The sequence below is a fragment of the uncultured Clostridium sp. genome, assembly GCF_937920395.1.
Taxonomy (GTDB): domain Bacteria; phylum Bacillota; class Clostridia; order Clostridiales; family Clostridiaceae; genus Clostridium_AD.
The window spans coordinates 1-23,421 of record NZ_CALEVF010000036.1 but is presented as its reverse complement, the minus strand read 5'-3'; the positions used below and the strand labels follow the sequence as shown (position 1 = coordinate 23,421).

The following is a 23,421-nucleotide window of genomic DNA, read 5'->3' as shown; positions in this document are numbered from 1 at the left end:
ATAATTCATATTTATATAATATGAATCACTATAGCTAGTAATAAAACAAATGCCATAGTACGGTGAATTTTAAGCCACATTCCTTTACGATTTTTATTTATAAACGCACCATAAACACCTAAAAAGAATATGGTGACCATAAATGATGCTGCAATTATACCAGTTATACTAATTCGAATTGATGAAAAAGCAATAATAAAATGAGTAAGTACAGTAAATATTGCTATTGTACCTGCCAACTTATGATATTTAATAATTATTTTCATTAATTTTCTATATAAATCAACTATTTGTTTTTTTTCTTTTCCAAGTTTGCTAATATATTTTTTATTAATAAACTTCACAAAATAATTTGAAATTGCTATACCAAAACATATAACTGTCACCCAACCTAAAAATCCAAATAAAGCTCTTAATTGCATAATACAATTTCTCCCCCTTGTAACCTCTTTAATATTTCGTCCTTATTACTAATAACTTAAGCAATAAATTCTTCCACCATCTTTTATTGTGTCCACAATCATTTAAAATTTATCATAATTAGGATTATATTTGCATTTATATTAAAAATGAGTATAAAAAAAGCCGTAACCATTTACTTTAGGAACTATTTTCATATAAAAACTTTTGGTATACTATCATTCACAGTTAAGTACATCATTGGTGGGTAATACATTAAAAAGCCAAGAATATCTCCTAATTTAGGTTCAACTTCACAATCTTCAATATCTACAATTAAGTGATCTGAACTACTTCCTATAATTTTAACACCTTGTTTTTGTGGAATTAGCTTATCATGTAATCCAAAATCCTGTTTTCCCACTGCAAGTAGTGCCCTTTTTCTTATACCTTTATCATCATAAGTTGGTTTAGTCCCAAAAGCATCAATAAACACCTCTCCAATAGGATGCGTAGGTTTATTTTTTATTTCAACAATCTGTGCCTTTAGTACAAATGTATCCTTATGCATATGGTTCATATCATATCCCCAAAATTCTTCTAAATCCTCTGCTAACAGTATTCCTTCTCCTACTCTTAAATTATTTATTCTCTTAGGCATTTTACCATCTAATATTAGTGGTAACGAACTTGTAGCCCCTCCAGAAATTATATCAAGTCTTCTATTTATCTTACTTTCAATTATTTCGGCAATACTACAAAGCCTCCCTAAATTCTTAACAGTTGGGACTATAGACCCATAACAACCTAGATTTGTTCCAACCCCATACAATTCAACATTTTTAAGATGACTTTCTACGTGTATAGCTAAGTTAATAAATTTATCTTGATCATATACGCCTTCTCTTAAATCTCCAAGGTCAAGCATTAATATTACCTTATGCTTTTTCCTTTGCAATTCGCATTCCTTTTCAATCATATTCAATGTTTCAATTTCAGAATTTAAACTAACCTGTGCAAATTTAACTAGTTTTTTTATTTCACTAAACATTGGAATTCTAAGCATCATAAAAGGCTTGTTTAAACCATATTCCTCTAGTTTAATTATCTGATCCATTCTTGAACTTGCTATATATGTGCATCCTGCATTTACGAATTGCATAGATACCTCAGGTATTGCATTAAATCCCTTAACTACTCCAGCAATGCTTATACCTTGGGTTTTACATAAATCTACCATACTTTTCACATTTTCATATACTTTTTTTAGGTTTATTTCAAGTATTGGATATATAATATCTGAATAAGTTTTCTGATTCATACCTGTTCTCCCTTAAAAGTTTTTATATTTAAAATATATTCTATAACTCTAATCATGTGATTTTCTCTTTTTCATATTTTTTAACTTACAATAGCAGATTCCAAACTAAGATATATTTTAACAAAATTATAATATTGCTATCTATTAATGATAGCGATATTTATAAAATCATAAAATAAAAATATAGTTAAGATGAGTTTATTACACCTTAACTATATCTCTTAGAATTTAATTTTAAACAAAGTCTGATATAACAAAAAAATGTTGTATATTCTTACTTTTTTATCATTAATAATAATTTAATAATAATTTTTATTTATTAACATAATTATTATAAAACTTTTCGTCACTTGCCGTTAGATAAATAATTCCTTCTATTATACCAATAAAAGCAGGTATATAAGTCCAACAAAAAATCAAATATAAAATTCCTATTTTAATCTTCCCCAAATAGAATTTGTGTACACCTAGACCTCCAAGTAAAATAGCAAGTATTCCAGCTGTAGTTTTGCTCTTACCTATAATAGGAACCCCTGTTGGCGTGTAAATTGGAGATTCTTGATATTGTGGTGACTGGCGTTGGTGTACTTGATTTGTATTGTATTGTGGTGCCTGTTGGCTTATAGCTTGCCCGCAGTACTTACACTCAGTTGCATTTAAATCTATTGATGCCCCACATGCTGAACATTGTTTTTCACTCATTAACATCTCTCCCCTAAAAATTAATTTTTACTAAATAATATATTAATAGCAAATTAAAATTTGTTAGGAAATTGCTTCTTATTTTTTTCCAAATTATAATACCAGTAATTACCTTTAAGTCCCCAAAGCACAGAAATTACTAAAGCTAACCAAGTCAATTTCACGCTTGAGAGTAGAATATTTATTCCTAAAGTTACTAAAGCTAAACCCCATAATCCTTTAGTAAATGCCCAAATCCATGTAAAGAGAAATGAACACCAATTCCACTTTCCTTTATATACTTCATTACTATCACTTATCTTTTGAAATTCTTGTTGATAATATGGTTTAATATAGTTGTTTTGACTATAAGAATTTTGTGCATTATTATTTATGCTTTGTTGTTGAGGTACTTTATATTGTGGTGCTTTAGCTGTTATTGCTTCACCACAGTATTTACATTCAGTCGCATTTAAATCAATTGATGCCCCACAAGCAGGGCATTTTTGCTCGCTCATTAAAATCACTCCCTATATTCTTTATTTAATATTTAATATTTCTCTATTTACAACAAGTGTTCGTGTATCTTCAAGTAATCCTTTAAGCTCTGACAACATGTTATCTGTTAAAGTAACTTCAAGACCTGCTTGCACTGCTACTAAATTATCCTTAATCTGCTTTTCTAATTCTAAAACAGCACTGTTTTCAGTAATTCTACCAAAAGGTGTGGAAGCCTGAATACGTTCTTTTAAAATTTTAAAAACATTAATAATTGATAAAATAGACTTTTCTTTTTCTTTCTTGTTAAGTGTCGCTTCAATTTTTAATAATTGTAACATAACCAAAGATTTATCTGTCTTTTCTTTTTCTATTTTCATAGTATTTTCTATTTCACATTTTAAAAATCTAGAAATTGTAGAAAGTGCAATAAGTAAAACTGCAAAAATAATTAATTCCCAAACCATATACCACACGGTACTTCCTGTTATGAAAAAAAGAGAAAAAACATTAGCTATAATTACATACAATAATAGTAAAGTTACAGTTGACGCTAAATAAGGCATTCCTATGTTTTTAAATATCATACTTGGAAATATAACTACGCCATTAAAGATTATAATCCCAACAAGTAAAACGCCTAACATAAAAATAGATTTACCAGGTGCAATAATAAAAAATAAGCCATATACTTTAAAAAAAGCTAATATTACTGCAATATCAAAAATAAAACATCCTGAAATTTTCAATCCGCCAATAGATGACATTTTGCTATTTTTCATTATTAACCCTCCATTTTAGTACCGCATTCACAGCAGAACTTGGTTCCATTCAAGTTCTCAACATGACAATTTGGACATATTTTTTTCAGCATTGAACACCCACAGTTAGGACAAAATTTTGTATTAGCCTCAACTAATGTTTTACAAGAACTACATTTAATCTTTTCAATTGCGAGTCTTTCTCCACAATTGGAGCAGAATTTATCTCCTTGTAAATTCATCATCCCACACTTTTTACACGCTATATTTTTTCCATGTGTATCCATAACACTTCCAGCCGAAGAAGCGAAACTGTTTCCCACAGCAATACCTGCTCCAGCACCTATCCCAAGTCCAATACCTGCTGTAGCCAAATTTCCTCCACCTTCATTAGATGCTGCAGATTCCATAACATCAAATGACCGCTTAACATTATAACGGTTATCTCCAATAATATCAAAAGCTGCTTTTTCTCCTAGTATTTTATTTACAATATCAAAATCTTCATCTGGGAAATTAACCGAGGCAATATAGAAATTAACAATGTTTATTCCGAACCTCTCGAATTCAAAAGCTAACTTTTCCTTTGATACACTTGATATTTCTTCTAATCGCGGAGTTATTTCAAGTACCGATATCTTCTGATTAATTATTATATCTGCAATAATAGTCTTAACTTTTGTTACTATAACACCTTTGAAATATTTAATTACAAGATCATATTTTACAATTTGACTATCTCCAAGAGCACCAATTAATTCTGTTAAAAACACACGATAATCAGAAATTTTAATTGCAAATTGACCAAATGCACGTACCCTCAATCTAACAGCGTACTTCGGATCAATTAAACTAATTGGGTCTGTGGTTCCCCATAAAATGTCTAACTTTGCAGTATTGTTTATAAAAAACACTTCTGCCGTAAATGGAGTTCTTCCTCCAAATGGAATATTAATTAAAGTCTTCAGAATAGGTATATTCTGAGTACTTAGAGTGTATGTGCCTGGAGAGAAATAATCTAATGCCTTTCCACCCTTAACAAAAACCGCAACTTGACCTTCGCCTACAATAAGTTGTGTACCAAATACAAAACTGTCTCCTGGGTAGCGATAAACTAACCAATCTCGATTTACTATGCCATTAAATTTTATAACGTCTATAATAGCCAAAATTATCACCTCTCAATTTTTAAGAATACATATTAAGCACACTGTTCCATATAATATACGTATTTTCTATATTCTCTAATAATTCTATTATTCCTTTATTTTATATGTATAATTTGGCGAAATATATGTCTTTTTGGTGTTCATGCCAATTAAGTCTTAAATTAAACTTTTTTTAAATACATATATACTTTTAATATATTCCATTGAATGTGATATTATTATTAAATAATTATAGCCAGGTTGTACTATTACAATAGACTATTTTTTCTGGTTTTAACCACATTATTAGTTTATCTTATAACAAGATATTCTACATATTCCTCTTCTTTCCACTCTCCCCAATTTATTATACACCTAAATGACTGCACTTATATATGTTAATATGTATGTTACATAAATGATGTTATAATAAAGCAGTAGAAAATAACTATAGAAGAAGAAAAAAACTATAAAAATACGAATAAAGAAGGAATTATAATGAATGAATTATTATTTAAGGCAAGTAATATTATATATAATATTAATCTAACTTATAATGATATAAAAATTAAGAAAGGTAAAATTAATTTTATTGTTGGAGAAAGTGGATCAGGTAAAAGCACTTTTCTAAAATTATTGAACCAGTCTATTAATCCAGATTCTGGTGAACTGTTATATAAAGGGCTTTCAATTGATACATATGACCCAATTGCTTTACGCCGAGAAGTAAGCCTCGTTTCTCAAGAACCATTTCTTTTTAATGCGAGCATATTAGACAATTTCAAAACATTTTATTCATTAAGACAAAAAACTATGCCTAGCAGTGATTACATAGATTACATAACTCGACTTTGCTGCGTAAATGTTTCCCTAGACCAACCTGCGTCTACACTTTCAGGTGGAGAACGTCAAAGAGTTTATATATCAATTTTTTTATCATTATGTCCAAAAGTTATATTGCTAGATGAACCAACATCAGCTTTAGATGAAATAACTGGGCATAGGGTAATGAAAAATATAATAGCTTTCTGCAAAACTAAAAATATTGAGCTTGTAATTGTAAGTCACAATAAAACTATAGTTAACGAATTTTGTGAAAATAAAATTGAAATAATTAAGGAGGTTTAAATATGGAAGGCATTGTGAAATTAAGCATTTCTCATTTTCTGCTTATTTATCTACTATTAATTATAGTACTTTTAATTATGAAAAAATCAAAAGTTACTCAAACAAAGCTTCTTCTAGTTGCTAGTTTAAGAATGACGATTCAACTTATAATTATTGGATACATACTTCAATATGTCTTTAGTAATCCAAATCCTATATTTACTGTTGCTTTTTTAGTTATTATGATAATTTTTTCTATACATAGAGTAATTACAAGTAGAAAGGACTTAAACAATAATTTTAAAATTGCAATTGGGATTTCTTTAACATTTTCCGGACTTTTTGTTTTAATCTTCTTTGTTACAATAGTTGTTGGTAAATCTATTTCTAACCCCCAATACACTATACCACTCGCTGGTATGATTATTGGTAACGCTATGACCGGAGTAAATATTGCGATAAAAACCTTCATGGATGATATAAGCAAAGAAAAGGATAAAATTAACACTTTGCTTAATTTAGGCGTGGAGCCAAAAAATATATTGAAGCCATTTGCTAATAATGCTTTCGAAACCGCATTAATTCCTACTATAAATTCAATGCTTGGAATGGGTATAATCTTTTTACCAGGAATGATGACTGGGCAAATGCTCTCTGGTACATTACCTACCACCGCAATTATGTACCAAATATCTATTATGATTGCAATTTGTTGTTCTGTTTGTACAACCGTTTTTCTATCATTAAACTTAGGATATAAGTCTTTGTATAATAATAGGAAACAATTTTTATAAGCTTTACATTCTGTTAGTACTATTAAATTAGTACAAGCTGTGAACCCTAATTTCACAGCTTGTATATTTCTTGTTTTTATGCTTTTTTAACCACTACTCTTCTAACAATTATATAAACAAAACACATTGTTATTATGAATAAACATATAAATGTTAATACACAAATATATGAGTTTTTTGCACTTATCCCCAATATATTATCAATAAAAGCTGTTAATTTTCCTCCGATTTGTGGAGAATTATATATAACATTTGCCAATATAGCCTGAATTGCTATAGGACTTAAACATATAAGAATCCTCATTGTTTTATTACACTTATAAAATATCATAGTTATTAATAATCCTATAGCAAATGCAATGATATACAAAGTAAACAAAAATGTGATTGTTCCAATTAGTATTCGTATACTATTATTTTGTATCCATGCATTCCCATTTATATATATATGTGCACTTTTAAAATTACCATAACTCATATCATAGATTGTTGGACCTACATCAAATATATTATAAATTCTATTTAATATTATATCTATTATTGACATAACTAAAGCTATCGGGAAAATAGTTATAACTATAGATTTAAAATAATCTATTCTAGGTATATTATTAGCTTGACTAAAATAAAAATTTTCTTTGAAAGAATTTAGCCCTAGAACAAATAAAAATATTACAGATGAAAACTCTATTCCCCGAATATGACTACTTTTTCCAGCAGTTATAGATATGAGTATTATTACAACTATAAAAATACAGTAAAATATTAGTATAGATTTAAGACTACTTTTAATATTGTATTTAGCAAGTTTATAACTTTTCATTGTTTTATTCCCCCCTTATTCGTCAAATCTATAAATAGTTTTTGAAGTTCAACCTTTGAAACTTCGAGTCCAAGTTTTTTCTGCTCGCTCTTTTCAACATCTCCATTTTTCCCATTTATAACTACTGATTTAAACGCTGCCATTTCATCTACACTTATACAATTTTTATCTTTAATGTACTCATCTATATCTACATTTAATCCAGATACGTTATAATACTGCGATATTAGTTTCTCTACATTTACGTCATTAATTATTTTTCCATCCTTAAGAACAATTACCTGTTCTATTAATTGTGATACTTCTTCAATAATGTGAGTAGATAAAATAATAGTCTTAGGCTTCTCTATATAACTTTTGGTAAGTTCTTTATAAAATAATTCTCTATGACTCGCATCTAGTCCTAAAACTGGCTCATCAAACATTAAAATTTCAACACCTGATGCCATTGTGTTTATAATTTTACATATGGATGAATACCCTGTTGATAATTCATTAATCCTTTTATTTATATTTAATTCAAATTTTTTAGAAAGTTCAATAGCATATTCCATATCAAATTTCGGATAAAATTCTTTACTCCACTTAAATAAATGTTTTACTCTCATAGCTTGTGGATATAAGTTTTTCTCTGCCATAAAATATATATTGCCTAAAGCATTTTTATTTTCTGATAAATTTTTACCATCTATAGAAATAACACCATTATCTGCAAAAATTCTATTGTTTATAACATTTAATAGAGTTGTCTTTCCAGCTCCATTTCGTCCGAGTATCCCATATATTTTATTTGACTCTATAGTTAATGATATATTGTCTAATGCAAAAGTATCCCCATATCTTTTACTTACATTTGAAAGTTTTATTGTGCCCACATTAAACCCCCCCCTTCAATCATTTTAATAATATCTTCACTTGAAATTTCTAATTTTTCAGCTTCTTCTATTAAAGATACTATATAGTTCTTATAAAAATTTTCTTTCCTTTTCTCCATTAATTTCACTTTACTTCCAGCTACTACAAACATACCTACACCTCTCTTTTTATATATAATTCCTTCGTCTACAAGTAAATTAAATCCTTTAGCCACTGTAGCCGGATTTATCTTATACTTAACAGATATTTCTGTTGTAGATGGAATAGCTGTTTCTTCCTGGAAAATTCCTTTAAGAATGTTATCTTCAATAGTTTGAGCAATCTGCATATATATAGGTACATCATTATTAAAATCCAAATTAACACCTCCATTATCTAATTAGTTAGTTACTTATGTAACTAACTATATAACCAAATAACTTTATTGTCAATAGCTGTATAAAATAAAAAAAGATAAAGAACAGTTTAAGATTCAAACTTCACTTTATCTTTTTATATAACATCTTGATACCTTCAATGTTTATTCACTCTTAAATTGTACTATTTTGAGTTTGTCTCATTTACCCATTCATGATGAAATATTCCTTTCTTATCTACCCTTTCAAATGTATGCGCTCCAAAATAATCTCTCTGAGCTTGAAGCAAGTTTGCTGGTAATTTTTCACTTCTGTAACTGTCATAGTATGTTAAGGCACTTGAAAATGTTGGTACTGGTACTCCCAAATTTACTGCTGTTGATACTACATAACGCAGGTCCTTTTGATAACTATTGATAATATTTTTAAAATATGAATCTAACATTAAATTCTTAAGATTTTCATCATTTTCATATGCTTCATTTATCTTATTGAGAAATTGTGCACGAATTATACATCCACCCCTAAATATTTTAGCTATCTTCCCATATTTAAGATCCCAATTATACTCTTTTGCTGCAGCCATCATAAGTGCAAATCCTTGAGCATATGAACATATTTTGCTTGTATAAAGGGCCCTCCTTATAGCTTCTATAAACTCTTTTTTATCTCCTTTAAATTTAACATCCGGTCCTTTTAAAACACTGCTCGCATAAATTCTTTCATCTTTTAATGATGACATGCAACGTGCGAAAACAGCTTCTGTTATTGTAGGTATAGGAACTGCAAGATCTAGGGCACTTTGACTAGTCCATTTCCCCGTCCCCTTTTGGCCTGCTTTATCTAAAATAATATCAACCATGTACTTTCCTGTTTCATTATCCTTTTTAGCAAATATATCACTAGTTATTTCTATTAGGTAACTATTAAGCTCTCCTTTGTTCCACTGCTTAAAAACATCATGTATTTCATCATTTGTTAGACCTGCAACCCTTTTTAAAAGTGCATATGCCTCACAAATGAGTTGCATATCCCCATACTCTATACCATTATGAACCATTTTAACATAATGTCCTGCTCCATTAGGCCCAATATAAGTACAGCAAGGCTCACCATCCACTTTCGCAGATATAGCATTGAATATAGGTTCAACTGTTTTATAAGCATCAAGTTCTCCGCCAGGCATGATTGCTGGTCCTTTTAAAGCTCCCTCTTCTCCACCCGAAACCCCAGTACCTATAAATTTAAACCCTAATTCCTCAAGTTTCTTGCTTCTACGTATTGTATCCATAAAAAACGAATTACCACCATCGATTAATATATCCCCCTTTGATATATACGGTATTAATTTATCTATAGTTTCATCAACAGGTAATCCTGCTTTAATCATAATAAATATTTTTCTTGGGGTTTCTAAAGAATTCACAAATTCCTCAATAGAATATGCGCCCTTTATGTTTTTTCCTTTTGCCTCTACCAAAAACTCATCTATGGTAACTTTATTCCTTGAATATACACTAACGGATGTCCCTCTGCTCTCAACATTTAATGCTAAATTTTTACCCATGACCGCTATACCTAAAACTCCAAATTGTTGCTTCTCCATTTAAAACTCCTCCCTTAGAACAATTACTCTTCCCGCCTCTTTCTATATATTATACTAGTATATGCCATATATTATTCAGTTATTATTCTGCACTTTTAAGTGATTCTATCATATCTATTTTACCAAATTCCTTATACATAGCTAAATTTACAATTACAGAAAATAAAATTGTAAGTAGAACTGAATACAGAAAATAAATAGGATCTATATTCCTCATAAACATCATTACATTGGTTTCTGATGTAGTAATAACAAAATTATTAAGTAAAATCCCCACGACTATTCCTACTAAACTTCCAATTACCGTTAATATAATATTTTCACGGTATATATATAGCGCAAGTTCGCTATCATAAAATCCTAGAAGCTTTATTGTGGACAATTCTCTCCTTCTTTCATTGATATTTATGTTTGTAAGATTATATATTACAACAAAGGCAAGCACTCCTGCAGATACTATTAATACCAGTACCACTGAATTTATACTCTTTGTTGTTTTGTTAAAATCAAATTGTGATTTATTCTTATAACTTACAGATCCTACATCCTCTATTTTGGTTAATATCTTCGTTGTTTTATCCTCTGAACTATCTGTAATGCTTTTTAGCAGTCCATAAAATCCATTAAATTTAATGTTTTCACTAGTTAATTTTTTATAATAATTAGGACTCATATAAATGTAATGTTGCAAATAGTGCTGCGTTATATCTGATATCGTAGCCTTTACCACCTTATCATTTATAGTTACATCAAAAGTATCTCCAATTTTTTTATTCATAAGTTTTGATAACTTTTCAGTTATTATTACGCCTCTATCATTAAGTTTAAGCTCCTCACCTTTGGTTGATGTAAGCTTAATATAATTATTAATTTCGTTTTTATCTTCTGTAACAACTACATATGCATCTTCACGTCCAGATTTATAAAGATTAACCGTTGCATTTTTAGTATAAGAAAATAGGACTGATTTTACATTGGAATTTTTCATTATTTTATTCTTTATAGTATCTGTTTTATCGCCCTCAATATCCCCTCTAAATGTTGATAACATATCATATTTATATATATCTGTAAATTGACCCTGCGCTGCCCCTATTATTCCAGATTTAAGTCCAAATCCAGTTATCATAAGCCCTGTACAAACTGCAATTCCTATAACTGTCATAAAAAATCTTTGTTTATATCTAAATATATTTCTTGCTGTTACTTTATTTGTAAAACTTAATCTTTTCCATATAAATGTTACTCTTTCGAGTAATATAGTTTTTCCCGCCTTTGGAGGCTTGGGCCTCATTAGTGATGATGGTGCTTCTCTTAATTCTTCAAGCGATGCTGCAACCGCAGCAAGCGAGGTGAATATTATAGCTATCAATGAAGCCTGAAGAGCTAGCCCAGAGTTAAAGGGCGTTAAGGAACTAGGAATAGCATAAAGCGTACCATAAGCATTCATGATAAGTGGTGGGAAAAGTCTAAAACCAAAAGATATACCTATTATTGTTCCTGTGATACTTGCTAAAAGCGCATATATCAAATAATGTGTAGTTATAGCTATCCTTGAGTATCCTAAAGCTTTAAATGTTCCTATTTCAATTCTGTTTTCTTGAACCATTCTCGTCATAGTAGTAAGACTAACTAAAGCTGCCACTAAGAAAAATATAAGTGGAAAGGCTTTCCCAATATTATCTATCCTATCACTATCTTGCCTATATGTTTCGTATCCAAGATTAGTGCTTCGCCCTAATACAAACCACTCAGGTGATTTAATAGCCTTAATTTTATCTTTATTTTTACTGATTTTTAATTGTCCCTCTTTTAATTTATTGTTGACTTTAGCTTGTTCTAATTTAACTTTTTCAACATTTTCATTTACTTCTTTTTCTCCGCTAGCAAGTTTTATTCTTGCTGCGTCTAATTCAACTTTTCCATTTATTATAAGTTTCTTACTCTCATTTAATTGTACTCTTCCCGCATCTATTTTTGATTTTGAAAGATCAAAATTATTTTTTAAACTCTGTATATCAAAATAAGGTTTCATTTGAACTATAGCTTCACTATTTTTTAATGAAGTATACATAGTTTCAAAATCTTTTCCTTTAATGCTTCCTAAATAAATCTGATTTATCCCCTTATATTGAGTAATAAAAACCTCATTTTTAGGATCAGAATCTACTTGTTTTTTTGCCTGTGAAACTTTTAGTGCAATCGACGACGTGATACTTGCTACCGCTTGCTGCTTTCCTGCATTAAGCTTTGCCTCGCTTTCCTTAAGCTTGCTTGTAGCATTTGCAATTTGTTTTTGCCCTTGCAATTTTTTTTGATTATAAATTGTTTGATTTTTTGCAAGTTCTACTTTACCGTCATCAATTTTAGTTTTTGCATTGTTTAACTTTTTATAAACCTCGCTAAATTTATCTACTGCTTCTTTTTTTGACTTATTCAACTTTTCCTGTGCTATATTTATTTTGCTACTAGCATCTGATACTATTTGTTTATATCGTACTTTGCTTCTTATAACTCCGAAGTCTTTAAGGCTTTTCTCCATGTTCTTTGATTCAACTTTATACTCGTCATTTGAAATAAGACTGTCTTTTGATAAACTATTATCCATTTTTAAATACATTTCTGTATAATAATCACTTTTAAATACCTCGGGAAGTATGTATAAAAAACCTTTAACTGATCCATTCCCCACAGAACTTAATTGTCTTTGAGCTGATAGATATAATGGCGAGAGTGCTTCTCCAACTATTTTAAATTTACTTATTTTTAAGGTATCACCTATTTTTTTAGAATCGTTTCCAGATTTAAGCTCTATAAAATCGCCAATTTTGAACTTGTTCGTTTTTAAGAATCCTTTTTCAACTACAACTTCATTACTCGCTTTTGGTAACCTTCCTGTAATAATTTTCATCTGATTTATTCCATTGCCAGGTGGAGTCGAATTAACATTAAGAACTAATGAATGTTTATCCTTTTCAACTACAGCATCTATCGAATATGAACCTTGTGCCGTTTTTACGCCTTTAATTTTCTGAGCCTGTACTATATCATCTTTTGTAAGGCCAAGTGTTGAAATCAATTTAAAATCCATAAATCCAGTTTTATTAAAATAAGCATCTGCTGATTTTTTCATATCAGGACTTGTAGCCCTTACTCCTGCATAAAAAGCTACTCCAATTGCAATAATTATTACTATAGACAAAAACCTGGATAAAGTTTTTTTTATATCTCTAAATAAATTTTTGAAAAATGTCTTTTTCATTTCTACCACTCCAAGCTTTCAATGTCCATTGGATTATCATTTTTGACGACGCTCTCAACTTTCCCACTTTTAACTGTTATTATCTTATCAGCGATGGGAGTTATAGCCGAATTATGTGTAATAACCACAACAGTCATGCCATCTTTTTTTGATGTATCAGATAATAATTTAAGTATTGACTTACCAGTATTATAATCTAGGGCCCCAGTAGGCTCATCACAAAGAAGTAATTTAGGATTTTTTGCAAGTGCTCTTGCTATTGAAACTCTCTGCTGTTCTCCACCTGAAAGCTGAGATGGAAAGTTTTGCATTCTATCCTTAAGTCCAACATTTTTTAATACTTCTACTGGATTCATTGGATTTTTACATATTTCTACTGCCAGCTCAACATTTTCAATTGCATTTAAATTTTGTACCAAATTATAGAACTGAAATACAAATCCTATATCGTCACGCCTATATTTTGTAAGCTTTTTCTTATTATATTCACTTATATCATTTCCATCCACAATTATATTTCCGGTAGTAACTTGATCCATACCACCTAAAAGATTAAGTATTGTAGTTTTACCCGCACCACTAGCACCAATAACTACAACAAATTCACCCTTTTCTATTGTAAATGAAACATCATCTACTGCTTTAATTATTACTTCTCCCGTAGTATAAGTTTTTTTGACATTTTTTAGTTCTATAAATTTTTTCATTATAATCTCCTATCTTCTACTTTATATTTTCATAATCTAATTTGCTTATAATATTATTATAAAATATATCAATAATATATTATACCCGACTTGCGAGTAAACTTAAACTATATCATTAAAAAAACACAAATTAAGCCTAGAGCAAAACCTTTACGATTCACTCTAGACTTAATCTTACATTTTTTTGCTTGTTTTTTACATTATAATCACTCTTTTAATATATAATTGTTTATAGCATACGCTATTCCAGACTCATTATTAGATTTAGTTATATATTTTGCCGCAAGTTTTATATCCTCTACGGCATTTTCCATAGCTATAGGCATTCCCGCACATTTAAACATTTCCATGTCATTGTAATTATCTCCAAAAACTATAATTTCATCTAACCCTACATTTAATTTTTTTGACAATATTTCTAAAGCATTTCCTTTAGAAATATCTGATGCCATAATATCTAAAAGCCCTTTTGCCGAACTCACTACCGTAAGATTATCATATTTTGAAAAATGTTTTTCGAGTAATATGATCTCCTCGTGTTTTTCACAAACTAACAAAACTTTAAAAGCATCTATATCATTAATATTTTCCATTGTTTTATCATCTATATATTTTATAGGTATCTGTTCATCTTTTAATAAAAACTTATTACGGTCTTCATATCTTTTACCTACTGAATTATTTTTAGTGGTATATACAATATCTGCAGTGTATATAATAAACTCTATTTTATTATTACTACAGTAAGTTGTAACCTCTTTTACTGCAATTTTATCCATTAACTTCGAATAAAGAACTTCGCCTGTTTTAATATTCCTAACGAGTCCCCCATTACAAGATATAACAGGTCCTTTTAACCCCAACTGCTTTATATAAACCTTCACCATAAGATCCAATCTTCCTGATGCAATAATTACTTCTACACCCATCTTTTGAAGCTTTTTTAGTGCAACCTCATTATCCTTTGATATAGCATTATCTGAATTTAATAATGTTCCATCCATATCACATACACACCATTTATATTTAATCATATATACTTTCTCCTTTAGTAACTTGCTTTATTTAAATGATATAAAAAATCATATTATATCTAATTATCTACCTTTATAGATTTAATTTCAACCTTAATTTTTATGTACAAAAATTAGTATACTTATATAATAAAACAAAAGCCTCCAATTGCAATCCTAACTTATCATTAGATTTACAATTGAGAGCTATTTTTTATATATTAATAAACAAGATTAGATTCAAGTATGTCTTCAATATATTTCTTTTGAACATCATTAAGTTCAGAAAATGGCTTTCTTAATACTCCAGCATCAATTCCACGAAGAGTAAGAATATACTTTATTGCTGGTATTAATCCTACACTACATAATGCCTCCATTATATTATTTGCTTTAACTTGAAGATTTCTTGCCTCCTCATGATTTAATGATTCAAATGCTTCTTTTATCTTTTTATAATGTGGATACATAAAATTAAATGTACTTCCTATTGCTCCATCTGCACCCATAGCAAGACCTGCCACCAAAATTTCATCAAATCCATTATACATATAAAGAGAATTTTTTAAATTTTTTATTCTCTCGAGTTGATATAAATTAAGATATGTATGTTTTACTCCTGCAATTGCAGGACTTTTGAATATTTCTTTCCATAAGTTTTAGTAAAACTTTATCATTTATTCTGTTCTCCTTATCAAAAGGAGTCACTGATGCCGCAAATATTCCTTTCATATCTATCGTCAAACCATTCATATGATCATCTCCTGTTATTCAGTTCATTAATTTCATGTAAATCAAAGTCTTTTATTTACATACTCAAGAACAATTTTTATTAGTTTTTTATAAAAAAAGGATGCCTTTATGACATCCTTTTCCCAACCTATTTTAAATTAATACTATTTTATAGAGTTACTTATTTTTTCTATAACAATTTGATCATCTTTAGCATCAACACCAATGACTGAACCGTCATTTATGTCTCCTTTAATAATCTTTTTAGAAATAGATGTTTCCAAAACATTTTCAATATATCTCTTGAGTGGTCGTGCTCCATAAACTGGATCATATCCTTCATCTGCCATAAGCTTCTTAGCCTCTGTCGTAACTTTCATAGTTATATTCTTATCCTTAAGCCTATTTTGAATATCTGCAAGGAATATATCAACTATCCCTTCTATTTCCTTTGTTTCTAAAGGTTTAAATAATATGATATCATCCAACCTATTTAAAAATTCCGGTTTAAATTTAGCCTTGAGCTCACTCATAACTTTATCACGAATACTCTTCTCAATGCCACCACTTTCTTTATTTTCTAAAAGATAATCGCTCCCGATATTTGAAGTCATGATTATTATACAATTTTTAAAATCAACTACCTTGCCTTGATTATCAGTTAAACGACCATCATCTAATATTTGAAGGAAGATATTAAATACATCCTCATGTGCTTTTTCTATTTCATCAAATAATATTACACTATAAGGTTTTCTCCTAACAGCTTCAGTAAGTTGTCCACCCTCTTCATAACCTACATAACCAGGTGGAGCTCCTATAAGTCTTGATACAGAATACTTTTCCATGTATTCTGACATATCTATCCTTATTATATTATCTTTACTTTCAAATAATACCATAGCTAAAGTTTTAGCAAGCTCTGTTTTACCAACCCCAGTAGGTCCAAGAAATATGAATGAACCAATAGGTCTCTTAGGATCTTTAAGTCCTGCTCTTGCTCTTATTACAGCATTTGAAACAGCAGTTACTGCTTCTTTTTGACCAATCACTCTCTTCGATAATTCATCTTCAAGCCTTAAGAGCTTTTGCCTTTCGCCTTCTTCTAGATTTGTTACAGGTATACCCGTCCACTTTGACACTATCTGTGCTATTTCCTTTTCAGTTACCTCTTCTTTAAGCATAGACGTTTCATTATTATTATGGATTGCTCCTTCTTTTTCTTTTATCTGAGCCTCTAGTTTTGGAATTACTCCATATTTAAGTTCTGCTACCTTATTTAAATCATACTCTCTTTCCGATTTTTCTATTTCGCCCCTTGAATCATCTAACTTAGCTTTTAAATTTCTGATTTCAACTATCTTAGATTTTTCTTTCTCATATTTTGCTGTCATTTCATTGTCTTTATCTTTTAAATTGCTTAATTCTTTCTCAAGTGTAATAAGCCTTTTCTTTGATGCATCATCATTTTCTTTAGACAATGCCTTTTTCTCAATTTCTAATTGAAATACCTTTCGTTTAAGCATGTCCATCTCAGTTGGCATGCTATCTATATCAGTCCTTATCATAGCACATGCCTCATCTATAAGATCTATTGCTTTGTCTGGTAGAAATCTTTGTGTTATATATCTATCTGAAAGTTTTGCTGCAGCTACTATTGCTGAGTCATGGATTCTTATACCATGGTAAACCTCAAATTTTTCTTTAAGTCCTCTAAGGATTGACACAGTATCTTCCACTGTAGGTTCATCAATTGTTACTGGCTGAAATCTTCTCTCTAAAGCTTTATCTTTTTCTAAATATTTTCTATATTCATCAAAAGTAGTTGCTCCAATGCAATGAAGACTTCCTCTTGCAAGAAGTGGTTTTATCATGTTACCAGCATCCATAGAACCCTCTGATTTACCTGCACCAACAATATTATGAATTTCATCTATAAATAAAATTATTTTTCCTTCACTAGTTTCTACTTCTTTAAGAACTGCTTTGAGTCTTTCCTCAAACTCACCTTTAAATTTAGCACCTGCAATAAGAGCTCCCATGTCTAAAGAAAATATTATTTTATTCTTAAGACCTTCCGGTACATCTCCCTTTACAATTCGTTGAGCCAAGCCCTCAACTATAGCAGTTTTACCAACTCCAGGCTCTCCTATAAGCACTGGGTTATTTTTAGTTCTTCTAGAAAGTATTCTTATAACTCTCCTAATTTCCTCATCACGTCCGATTACTGGATCTAATTTATGTTTTTTCGCTTGTTCTACAAGGTTTGAACCATATTTTACCAGTGCATCATAAGTACCTTCAGGGTCAACATTATCCACTCTTTGACTGCCTCTTACGGTAGAGAGTACACTTAAAAATGCATCTTTAGTTATATTGAATTTTTTTAATATGTCTGCAATCTCTTTAGTTTTTACATCCATAAGTCCAAGCATAACGTGTTCAACACTTATAAATGAATCTTTAAATTTTTTAGCTTCAGCTTCAGCTTTCACAAAAACCTCATCAAGTCTTCTAGTAGCGTATACGGATCCACTATCAGCGCCACTACCAGTAACTTTGGGCATCCTTCCAAGTTCATTTTTAATATCGTAATTAAGCTTAGTTATATCCACTCCCATTTTACTAAATATATTAGGAATGAGTCCATCATCCTGAGCTATGAGTGCTGCAAATAAATGAATCGTATCTACCTGCTGATGATTATTTTTAACAGCTAATGACTGTGCCTCATTTAATGATTGTTGAACCTTTACCGTTAATTTTTCTACATCCATGTATATAATCCTCCCTTTTTTATTTAATTATTATCGTATTATAGAATTTTATATTATTTAAGCACTGCTTGTGTTATCTTAATAAGTTGTTCTTTGCTTAGTGCTTCAAGATACCTTTGACGTTCCGAAAATGTACACTCCTCTAGAAGCTTTCTTTCTCTGCGAGTTTCTATATAAATACCTGAAACCATCAGGTCTTTACTATTTGAATCCATATAATGTCTTCTCCATATATTGTAATATTTAATTGAAGTACCCTCACTATAGCCTTTATTTATTAATTTCATAATACCTGTTTTTCTATCTTGTTTCTCAAAGCATTCACAAAGTTTATATATTTTCTGAAGCATTATCATCGTTATTTTCCTTCCTTCTTAAGCATCCAGGAAACATATAAATAAAAGTTGCTCGTTTATTTTATCCATCCATGCACGATTTCTATTCATCTTATATTATACCATAATTTAGCTTAAATAGCTGTTATTTGTATACAATAGACTAAATTGTTTGACAATATATAAAAGAAAACACAATTTTCTAAAAAAACTGTGCTTTCTTTTATATCATGTAAATATATGGTTTATTATTGTTTTTTTATTTTAATATTTCTATTTAAAACTATTTATAGCCTTTTCTGCCCACTTAGAATCTTTATATATAGCTCTACCTACTCCAATAAGATCAGCTTTTCCAGAAGACAAAAGTCTTTCAGCAGCCTCTGCCTTTGTAATTCCGCCAGTAAGCAAAACTGGGATAGACACAGCCTCCTTTATAGCCTTGCTTAAAGGTGAAAAATACCCTTGGCTAGTGTTACCTGGAATTATAAATCTACAAAAGCCTCCAGAAATATCAAGAATATCTATACCCGCCTTCTCAAAAGATACTGCTGCAATTTTACTATCTCCAATTGTAATACCGCCCTCCATATTATCACTAGCACCAAGCCTTAAAAGTATAGGAAAATCCTCACCAACAACATCACGTACAGCTTTAATAATATCTAAATGTATTTTAATTCTAGAAAGCAAATCTCCGCCATATTCATCATTTCTCTTGTTAGTCAAAGGCGAAAAAAACTGATTTAGAAGATATCCATGAGCAGAATGAATTTCTACACCATCAAATCCAGCTTCTTTAACACGCCTTGCAGCATTTCTGAATTCTAAAATTATATTTTTAATTTCCTTTATTGAAAGTTCATCTGGTACAATACTTGAATTTGGATTTATAATAGCTGTTGGACCTACTGGGTTAAGCCCTGTGATTTCTTTACTTGTTGAACTTCCAGCATGATTTATTTGCATTACTGTTTTAGATCCATTTTTATGAATAGTGTCAGATAATTTTTTTAAACCTGCAACGTTATTATCCTGTGCAATAGAAAGTTGTTTTTCACTAGCCTTTCCAGCCAGTGTAATAAAACTGTGTTCTATAATAATAAGTGAGATATACCCACCCTTAGATTTTTCATCATAATAATCTAACATAGCTTTGCTTACCATACCATTCTGATCTGATTTTGACGTAGCCATTGGTGGCATAACCAATCTGTTGTTTAAAGTTAATTTGCAATTTTCTAAAGTTTTAAGTAAAAAAGACATTTAATGACCTCCATATAGTTAATTATTTTTTTATTACATTGTATTTTCCTATAGTATAATCTTTATCACCCTTAAATTCTATATTACCTTTCAAAGTTACTAATTCATTCACATATCTATAAACTATTCTTAGGGTAGCAAAAAACATATAATCCCTATAGTTACTTATATCTAAGTTACTACAGGGATTATATTAATTTATCATAATTACAATATTAAGCTCACTTTTTTATCATTAATTATGAAAACATATGAGGAAGCATTAGTGACAATCCTGGAACAAAAGTCAAAACTAATAGAACTGCTACCATTACGCCATAGAATGGAAATAATGCTTTTGTAACTTTCTCTATTGATATGTTTCCGATAGAGCAACCTACAAATAATGTTGAACCAACTGGTGGTGTAAGTAAACCTATACCAAGATTTAACATTAATACAATTCCAAATTGAATTGGATCCATGCCGAATTGTATTACTACTGGCAATAATATTGGTGTGGCAATAAGAATTAATGGAGCCATATCCATTATGCATCCAAGGAAAAGTAATATAAGATTTATAAGTAAAAATATTAATATTCTATTATCTGTTATTGATATTAATCCATTTGTTACAAGTGCTGGTAATTGAACCATTGCTATCATCCAACCAAAAGCTGCTGATGCTGCTATTAGACCCATAACCATTCCAATAGTGTTCAATGACTTTCTAAGTATAGCACCCATCCTAGATAGTGGTACATCTTTATATACAAAGAAAGTGATGATAAACGCATAAACTGTTGCAAGTGCTGCTGATTCTGTAGCAGTACAAATACCTGACATAATACCACCCATAATAATTACTGCTGTGAATAATCCAAGAATACCATCTTTTAACATATATAGTTTTTGTTTAAAAGGTATTTTTGCACTTACAGGGTATTTTCTTTTTACAGCCATAAAATAACTGAACACCATTACTGACGCTCCTAGTAAAACTCCTGGTACAATACCAGCTAAGAATAAACTACTAATAGATATTCCACCAGCTGCTAGTGAAAAAAGAATCAAATTATGACTTGGAGGTACAAGTACTCCTTGAGTCGCTGATGCTACGGTTACACAAACTGCAAAGTCTTTATCGTAACCTTCTTTTTCCATCATAGGAATCATAATAGATCCAATGGATGTTGTATCTGCTACTGAGGAACCAGAAAGTCCTCCAAAGAATAAGCAAGCAAGAACATCAACCATAGCTAGTCCGCCTCTTATCCTTCCAACTATTACTCTTGAAAAGTTAACTAGCCGAGTCGAGATACCCCCTTGCCCCATAATCTCGCCTGCAAGTATAAAGAAAGGAATAGTAATTAAAGAAAAAGAACTAATTCCTTTTGCTATTTGCTGTGCAACTGCCATTAATGGGACTTGCAAATATAATGCTGTTGCAACAGCTGATAATCCTAATGAGAAAGTTATTGGTACTTTTGCTAAAAGTAATCCGAAGAATACTCCGAGTAAAATAAAAATCGCTATTGTGTTAGTATCCATAATTTACCTCCATTTTAATTTCCGCTAATTAAATTTAATTTTAACCAAACCTAATTTTGTTTATCTAAAATTAAATCTAAAATTCTTATAATTGTGTAGATAATAATCATTACTCCGCAAACCGGTAAAACCGCATATAAAACACCTGATGGAAGTTGAGTTGCAGGAAGTGTTGAGCTCATTGTATCTGCACTTAATTGTTTACCATAAATAAATATAATGATTCCGAAAAGCATTACTGCTAATTCATCGAAGTAAAATATTATTTTTTGTGCTTTTTTAGGAAATAAATTAACTACTGCACTAATGCTCAAATGTGTACCTTTTTTTACGCCAATAGCTGTAGCTATAAATCCTAGCCATATCATTAATATTACACAAGTTTCTTCAGACCACCGAGGTGTAAATCCAAGTATATACCTAGTAAACACCTGGTAGAAAACTATACAAACCATAATTACTAAGGTTGTCATACATAAGTATTCTATAGCACTATCTATTTTATTAAGTATCTTTTTAATTGTATTCAATTGCATTTCACTCCTTTATTTTATAAAGTGAAGGAACCTGCTTTATCTGTCCAACTTCCTTAATAAAGCAGATTCCCATGATTAATTCTTAATTATTTTGTAGCAAGTATTGCATCAATTGTTTCTTTCCATTCTGGATGTGCTGAATACATTGGTTTAACTGCTTTTTGGAATAATGCTTGTTGATCAGCAGTTAGTTTAGTAATTGTAACTCCACCTTTTTTAACTATTGTAGCTTGTGCTGCATCAGACTGTTTAAGCCATTCTGTTCTTTCTACATTTGCACCAACAACTGCTGCTGCTCTTACTATTTTTTGATCGCTTGCTGATATTTTGTCCCATGATATTTTACTAAATGCTATCATTTCTGGAACTCTTGTATGTTCATCAATTGTGATATGTTTTGCTACTTGGTAATGATTCGATGATAGATAACTTGGCCAATTGTTTTCTGCTCCATCTACAACTCCAGTTTGTAATGCACTATATACATCACCATAAGCCATTGGAGTAGCAGATGCGCCTAAATCTTTAACCATATCCATCATAGGTTTACTTTCTTGTACTCTAATCTTTAAGCCTTTTAAGTCAGTTGGAGTTTTTACATCTTTCTTTGTATTGTAGAAATTTCTTGCTCCAGAATCTACCCAACTAAGTCCTACGATTTTACTATCTGCTGCTAAACTAGCAAACATTTTCTCTCCTACTGGTCCTTCAAGAACTCTAAACATTTGATCTTTATCTTTATAAAGATATGGAAGAATTAAAGCACCTATTTGTTTATTAAACTCAGCAAGTGGTGCAGCACCTATACGTATTGCATCAATCCCACCGAATTGAACTTGTTCTATAGTACTTTTTTCATCCCCAAGTTGTGATCCTAAAAATACTTTTATT

At 30.1% G+C, this 23,421-nt stretch carries 23 protein-coding genes; 2 read left to right on the top strand and 21 right to left on the bottom strand.

Annotation, left to right across the window (positions count from 1 at the left end; genetic code table 11):
- Positions 1 to 11: 11 nt before the first annotated feature.
- From Q0649_RS02590 to Q0649_RS02565, 6 genes are all read right to left on the bottom strand, one after another.
- Positions 12 to 422, bottom strand: a complete 411-nt coding sequence (locus Q0649_RS02590) for a hypothetical protein (protein WP_298836929.1) — start codon at positions 420 to 422, stop codon at positions 12 to 14.
- A gap of 191 nt (positions 423 to 613) precedes the next feature.
- Positions 614 to 1,720, bottom strand: a complete 1,107-nt coding sequence (locus Q0649_RS02585; protein ID WP_298836927.1) for an alanine/ornithine racemase family PLP-dependent enzyme — start codon at positions 1,718 to 1,720, stop codon at positions 614 to 616.
- A 312-nt stretch (positions 1,721 to 2,032) separates the two neighbouring features.
- Positions 2,033 to 2,422 carry a TM2 domain-containing protein gene (locus Q0649_RS02580; RefSeq protein ID WP_298836925.1) on the bottom strand — a complete coding sequence of 130 codons (390 nt, stop codon included), beginning with the start codon at positions 2,420 to 2,422 and terminating at the stop codon, positions 2,033 to 2,035.
- 53 nt (positions 2,423 to 2,475) lie between these two features.
- On the bottom strand, positions 2,476 to 2,919 hold the full coding sequence (locus Q0649_RS02575; protein WP_298836923.1) for a DUF2628 domain-containing protein: 444 nt from the start codon (positions 2,917 to 2,919) through the stop codon (positions 2,476 to 2,478).
- A 21-nt stretch (positions 2,920 to 2,940) separates the two neighbouring features.
- A complete protein-coding gene (locus Q0649_RS02570) occupies positions 2,941 to 3,681 on the bottom strand; it encodes a hypothetical protein (RefSeq protein ID WP_298836921.1) in 741 nt (246 codons plus the stop codon).
- Positions 3,682 to 3,683: 2 nt separating this feature from the next.
- On the bottom strand, positions 3,684 to 4,838 hold the full coding sequence (locus Q0649_RS02565) for an SPFH domain-containing protein (RefSeq protein ID WP_367179340.1): 1,155 nt from the start codon (positions 4,836 to 4,838) through the stop codon (positions 3,684 to 3,686).
- 468 nt (positions 4,839 to 5,306) lie between these two features.
- Here Q0649_RS02565 and Q0649_RS02560 point away from each other — a divergent pair, with 468 nt between their 5' ends.
- Both Q0649_RS02560 and fetB read left to right on the top strand, forming a co-directional pair.
- The gene (locus tag Q0649_RS02560; protein ID WP_298836916.1) at positions 5,307 to 5,936 is read left to right on the top strand and encodes an ATP-binding cassette domain-containing protein; all 630 of its coding nucleotides are present in this window, start codon (positions 5,307 to 5,309) and stop codon (positions 5,934 to 5,936) included.
- A 2-nt stretch (positions 5,937 to 5,938) separates the two neighbouring features.
- Entirely contained in the window at positions 5,939 to 6,709 is a 771-nt protein-coding gene (gene fetB / locus Q0649_RS02555) for an ABC transporter permease (RefSeq protein WP_298836914.1), read from the top strand.
- A gap of 76 nt (positions 6,710 to 6,785) precedes the next feature.
- Here the strand turns inward: fetB and Q0649_RS02550 are convergent, their stop codons facing one another.
- From Q0649_RS02550 to Q0649_RS02480, 15 genes are all read right to left on the bottom strand, one after another.
- Positions 6,786 to 7,532: a hypothetical protein gene (locus Q0649_RS02550; RefSeq protein ID WP_298836912.1), complete on the bottom strand. Its 747-nt coding sequence runs from the start codon at positions 7,530 to 7,532 to the stop codon at positions 6,786 to 6,788.
- Positions 7,529 to 8,407 carry an ABC transporter ATP-binding protein gene (locus Q0649_RS02545; protein ID WP_298836910.1) on the bottom strand — a complete coding sequence of 293 codons (879 nt, stop codon included), beginning with the start codon at positions 8,405 to 8,407 and terminating at the stop codon, positions 7,529 to 7,531. Before Q0649_RS02545 ends, Q0649_RS02550 begins: the two co-directional genes overlap by 4 nt.
- A complete protein-coding gene (locus tag Q0649_RS02540; protein WP_298837095.1) occupies positions 8,395 to 8,736 on the bottom strand; it encodes a GntR family transcriptional regulator in 342 nt (113 codons plus the stop codon). Before Q0649_RS02540 ends, Q0649_RS02545 begins: the two co-directional genes overlap by 13 nt.
- 212 nt (positions 8,737 to 8,948) lie before the next feature.
- Positions 8,949 to 10,370 (bottom strand): NADP-dependent phosphogluconate dehydrogenase, encoded by a 1,422-nt coding sequence (gene gndA, locus Q0649_RS02535; RefSeq protein WP_298836908.1) that lies wholly within the window; start codon positions 10,368 to 10,370, stop codon positions 8,949 to 8,951.
- Positions 10,371 to 10,452: 82 nt separating this feature from the next.
- Positions 10,453 to 13,632, bottom strand: a complete 3,180-nt coding sequence (locus Q0649_RS02530; protein ID WP_298836906.1) for an FtsX-like permease family protein — start codon at positions 13,630 to 13,632, stop codon at positions 10,453 to 10,455.
- A 2-nt stretch (positions 13,633 to 13,634) separates the two neighbouring features.
- Positions 13,635 to 14,339, bottom strand: coding sequence for an ABC transporter ATP-binding protein (locus Q0649_RS02525; protein WP_298836903.1), 705 nt, complete (start codon positions 14,337 to 14,339; stop codon positions 13,635 to 13,637).
- 206 nt (positions 14,340 to 14,545) lie between these two features.
- Complete coding sequence (locus Q0649_RS02520; protein ID WP_298836901.1) at positions 14,546 to 15,373, bottom strand: Cof-type HAD-IIB family hydrolase; 828 nt, start codon at positions 15,371 to 15,373, stop codon at positions 14,546 to 14,548.
- 200 nt (positions 15,374 to 15,573) lie between these two features.
- The gene (locus Q0649_RS02515; protein ID WP_298837092.1) at positions 15,574 to 15,978 is read right to left on the bottom strand and encodes a dihydrodipicolinate synthase family protein; all 405 of its coding nucleotides are present in this window, start codon (positions 15,976 to 15,978) and stop codon (positions 15,574 to 15,576) included.
- The gene (locus Q0649_RS02510; protein WP_298836900.1) at positions 15,950 to 16,105 is read right to left on the bottom strand and encodes a hypothetical protein; all 156 of its coding nucleotides are present in this window, start codon (positions 16,103 to 16,105) and stop codon (positions 15,950 to 15,952) included. Before Q0649_RS02510 ends, Q0649_RS02515 begins: the two co-directional genes overlap by 29 nt.
- 143 nt (positions 16,106 to 16,248) lie before the next feature.
- Positions 16,249 to 18,861, bottom strand: a complete 2,613-nt coding sequence (gene clpB, locus Q0649_RS02505) for an ATP-dependent chaperone ClpB (protein WP_298836898.1) — start codon at positions 18,859 to 18,861, stop codon at positions 16,249 to 16,251.
- A 53-nt stretch (positions 18,862 to 18,914) separates the two neighbouring features.
- Complete coding sequence (locus Q0649_RS02500) at positions 18,915 to 19,217, bottom strand: hypothetical protein (protein WP_298836896.1); 303 nt, start codon at positions 19,215 to 19,217, stop codon at positions 18,915 to 18,917.
- 252 nt (positions 19,218 to 19,469) lie between these two features.
- Positions 19,470 to 20,462, bottom strand: a complete 993-nt coding sequence (locus Q0649_RS02495) for an NADH:flavin oxidoreductase (RefSeq protein ID WP_298836895.1) — start codon at positions 20,460 to 20,462, stop codon at positions 19,470 to 19,472.
- Positions 20,463 to 20,701: 239 nt separating this feature from the next.
- Entirely contained in the window at positions 20,702 to 21,994 is a 1,293-nt protein-coding gene (locus Q0649_RS02490) for a TRAP transporter large permease (RefSeq protein ID WP_298836894.1), read from the bottom strand.
- 50 nt (positions 21,995 to 22,044) lie between these two features.
- Positions 22,045 to 22,524 carry a TRAP transporter small permease gene (locus Q0649_RS02485; RefSeq protein WP_298836892.1) on the bottom strand — a complete coding sequence of 160 codons (480 nt, stop codon included), beginning with the start codon at positions 22,522 to 22,524 and terminating at the stop codon, positions 22,045 to 22,047.
- A 92-nt stretch (positions 22,525 to 22,616) separates the two neighbouring features.
- Positions 22,617 to 23,421: TRAP transporter substrate-binding protein (locus tag Q0649_RS02480; RefSeq protein WP_298836890.1), on the bottom strand; the 805-nt coding region annotated here is incomplete at its 5' end.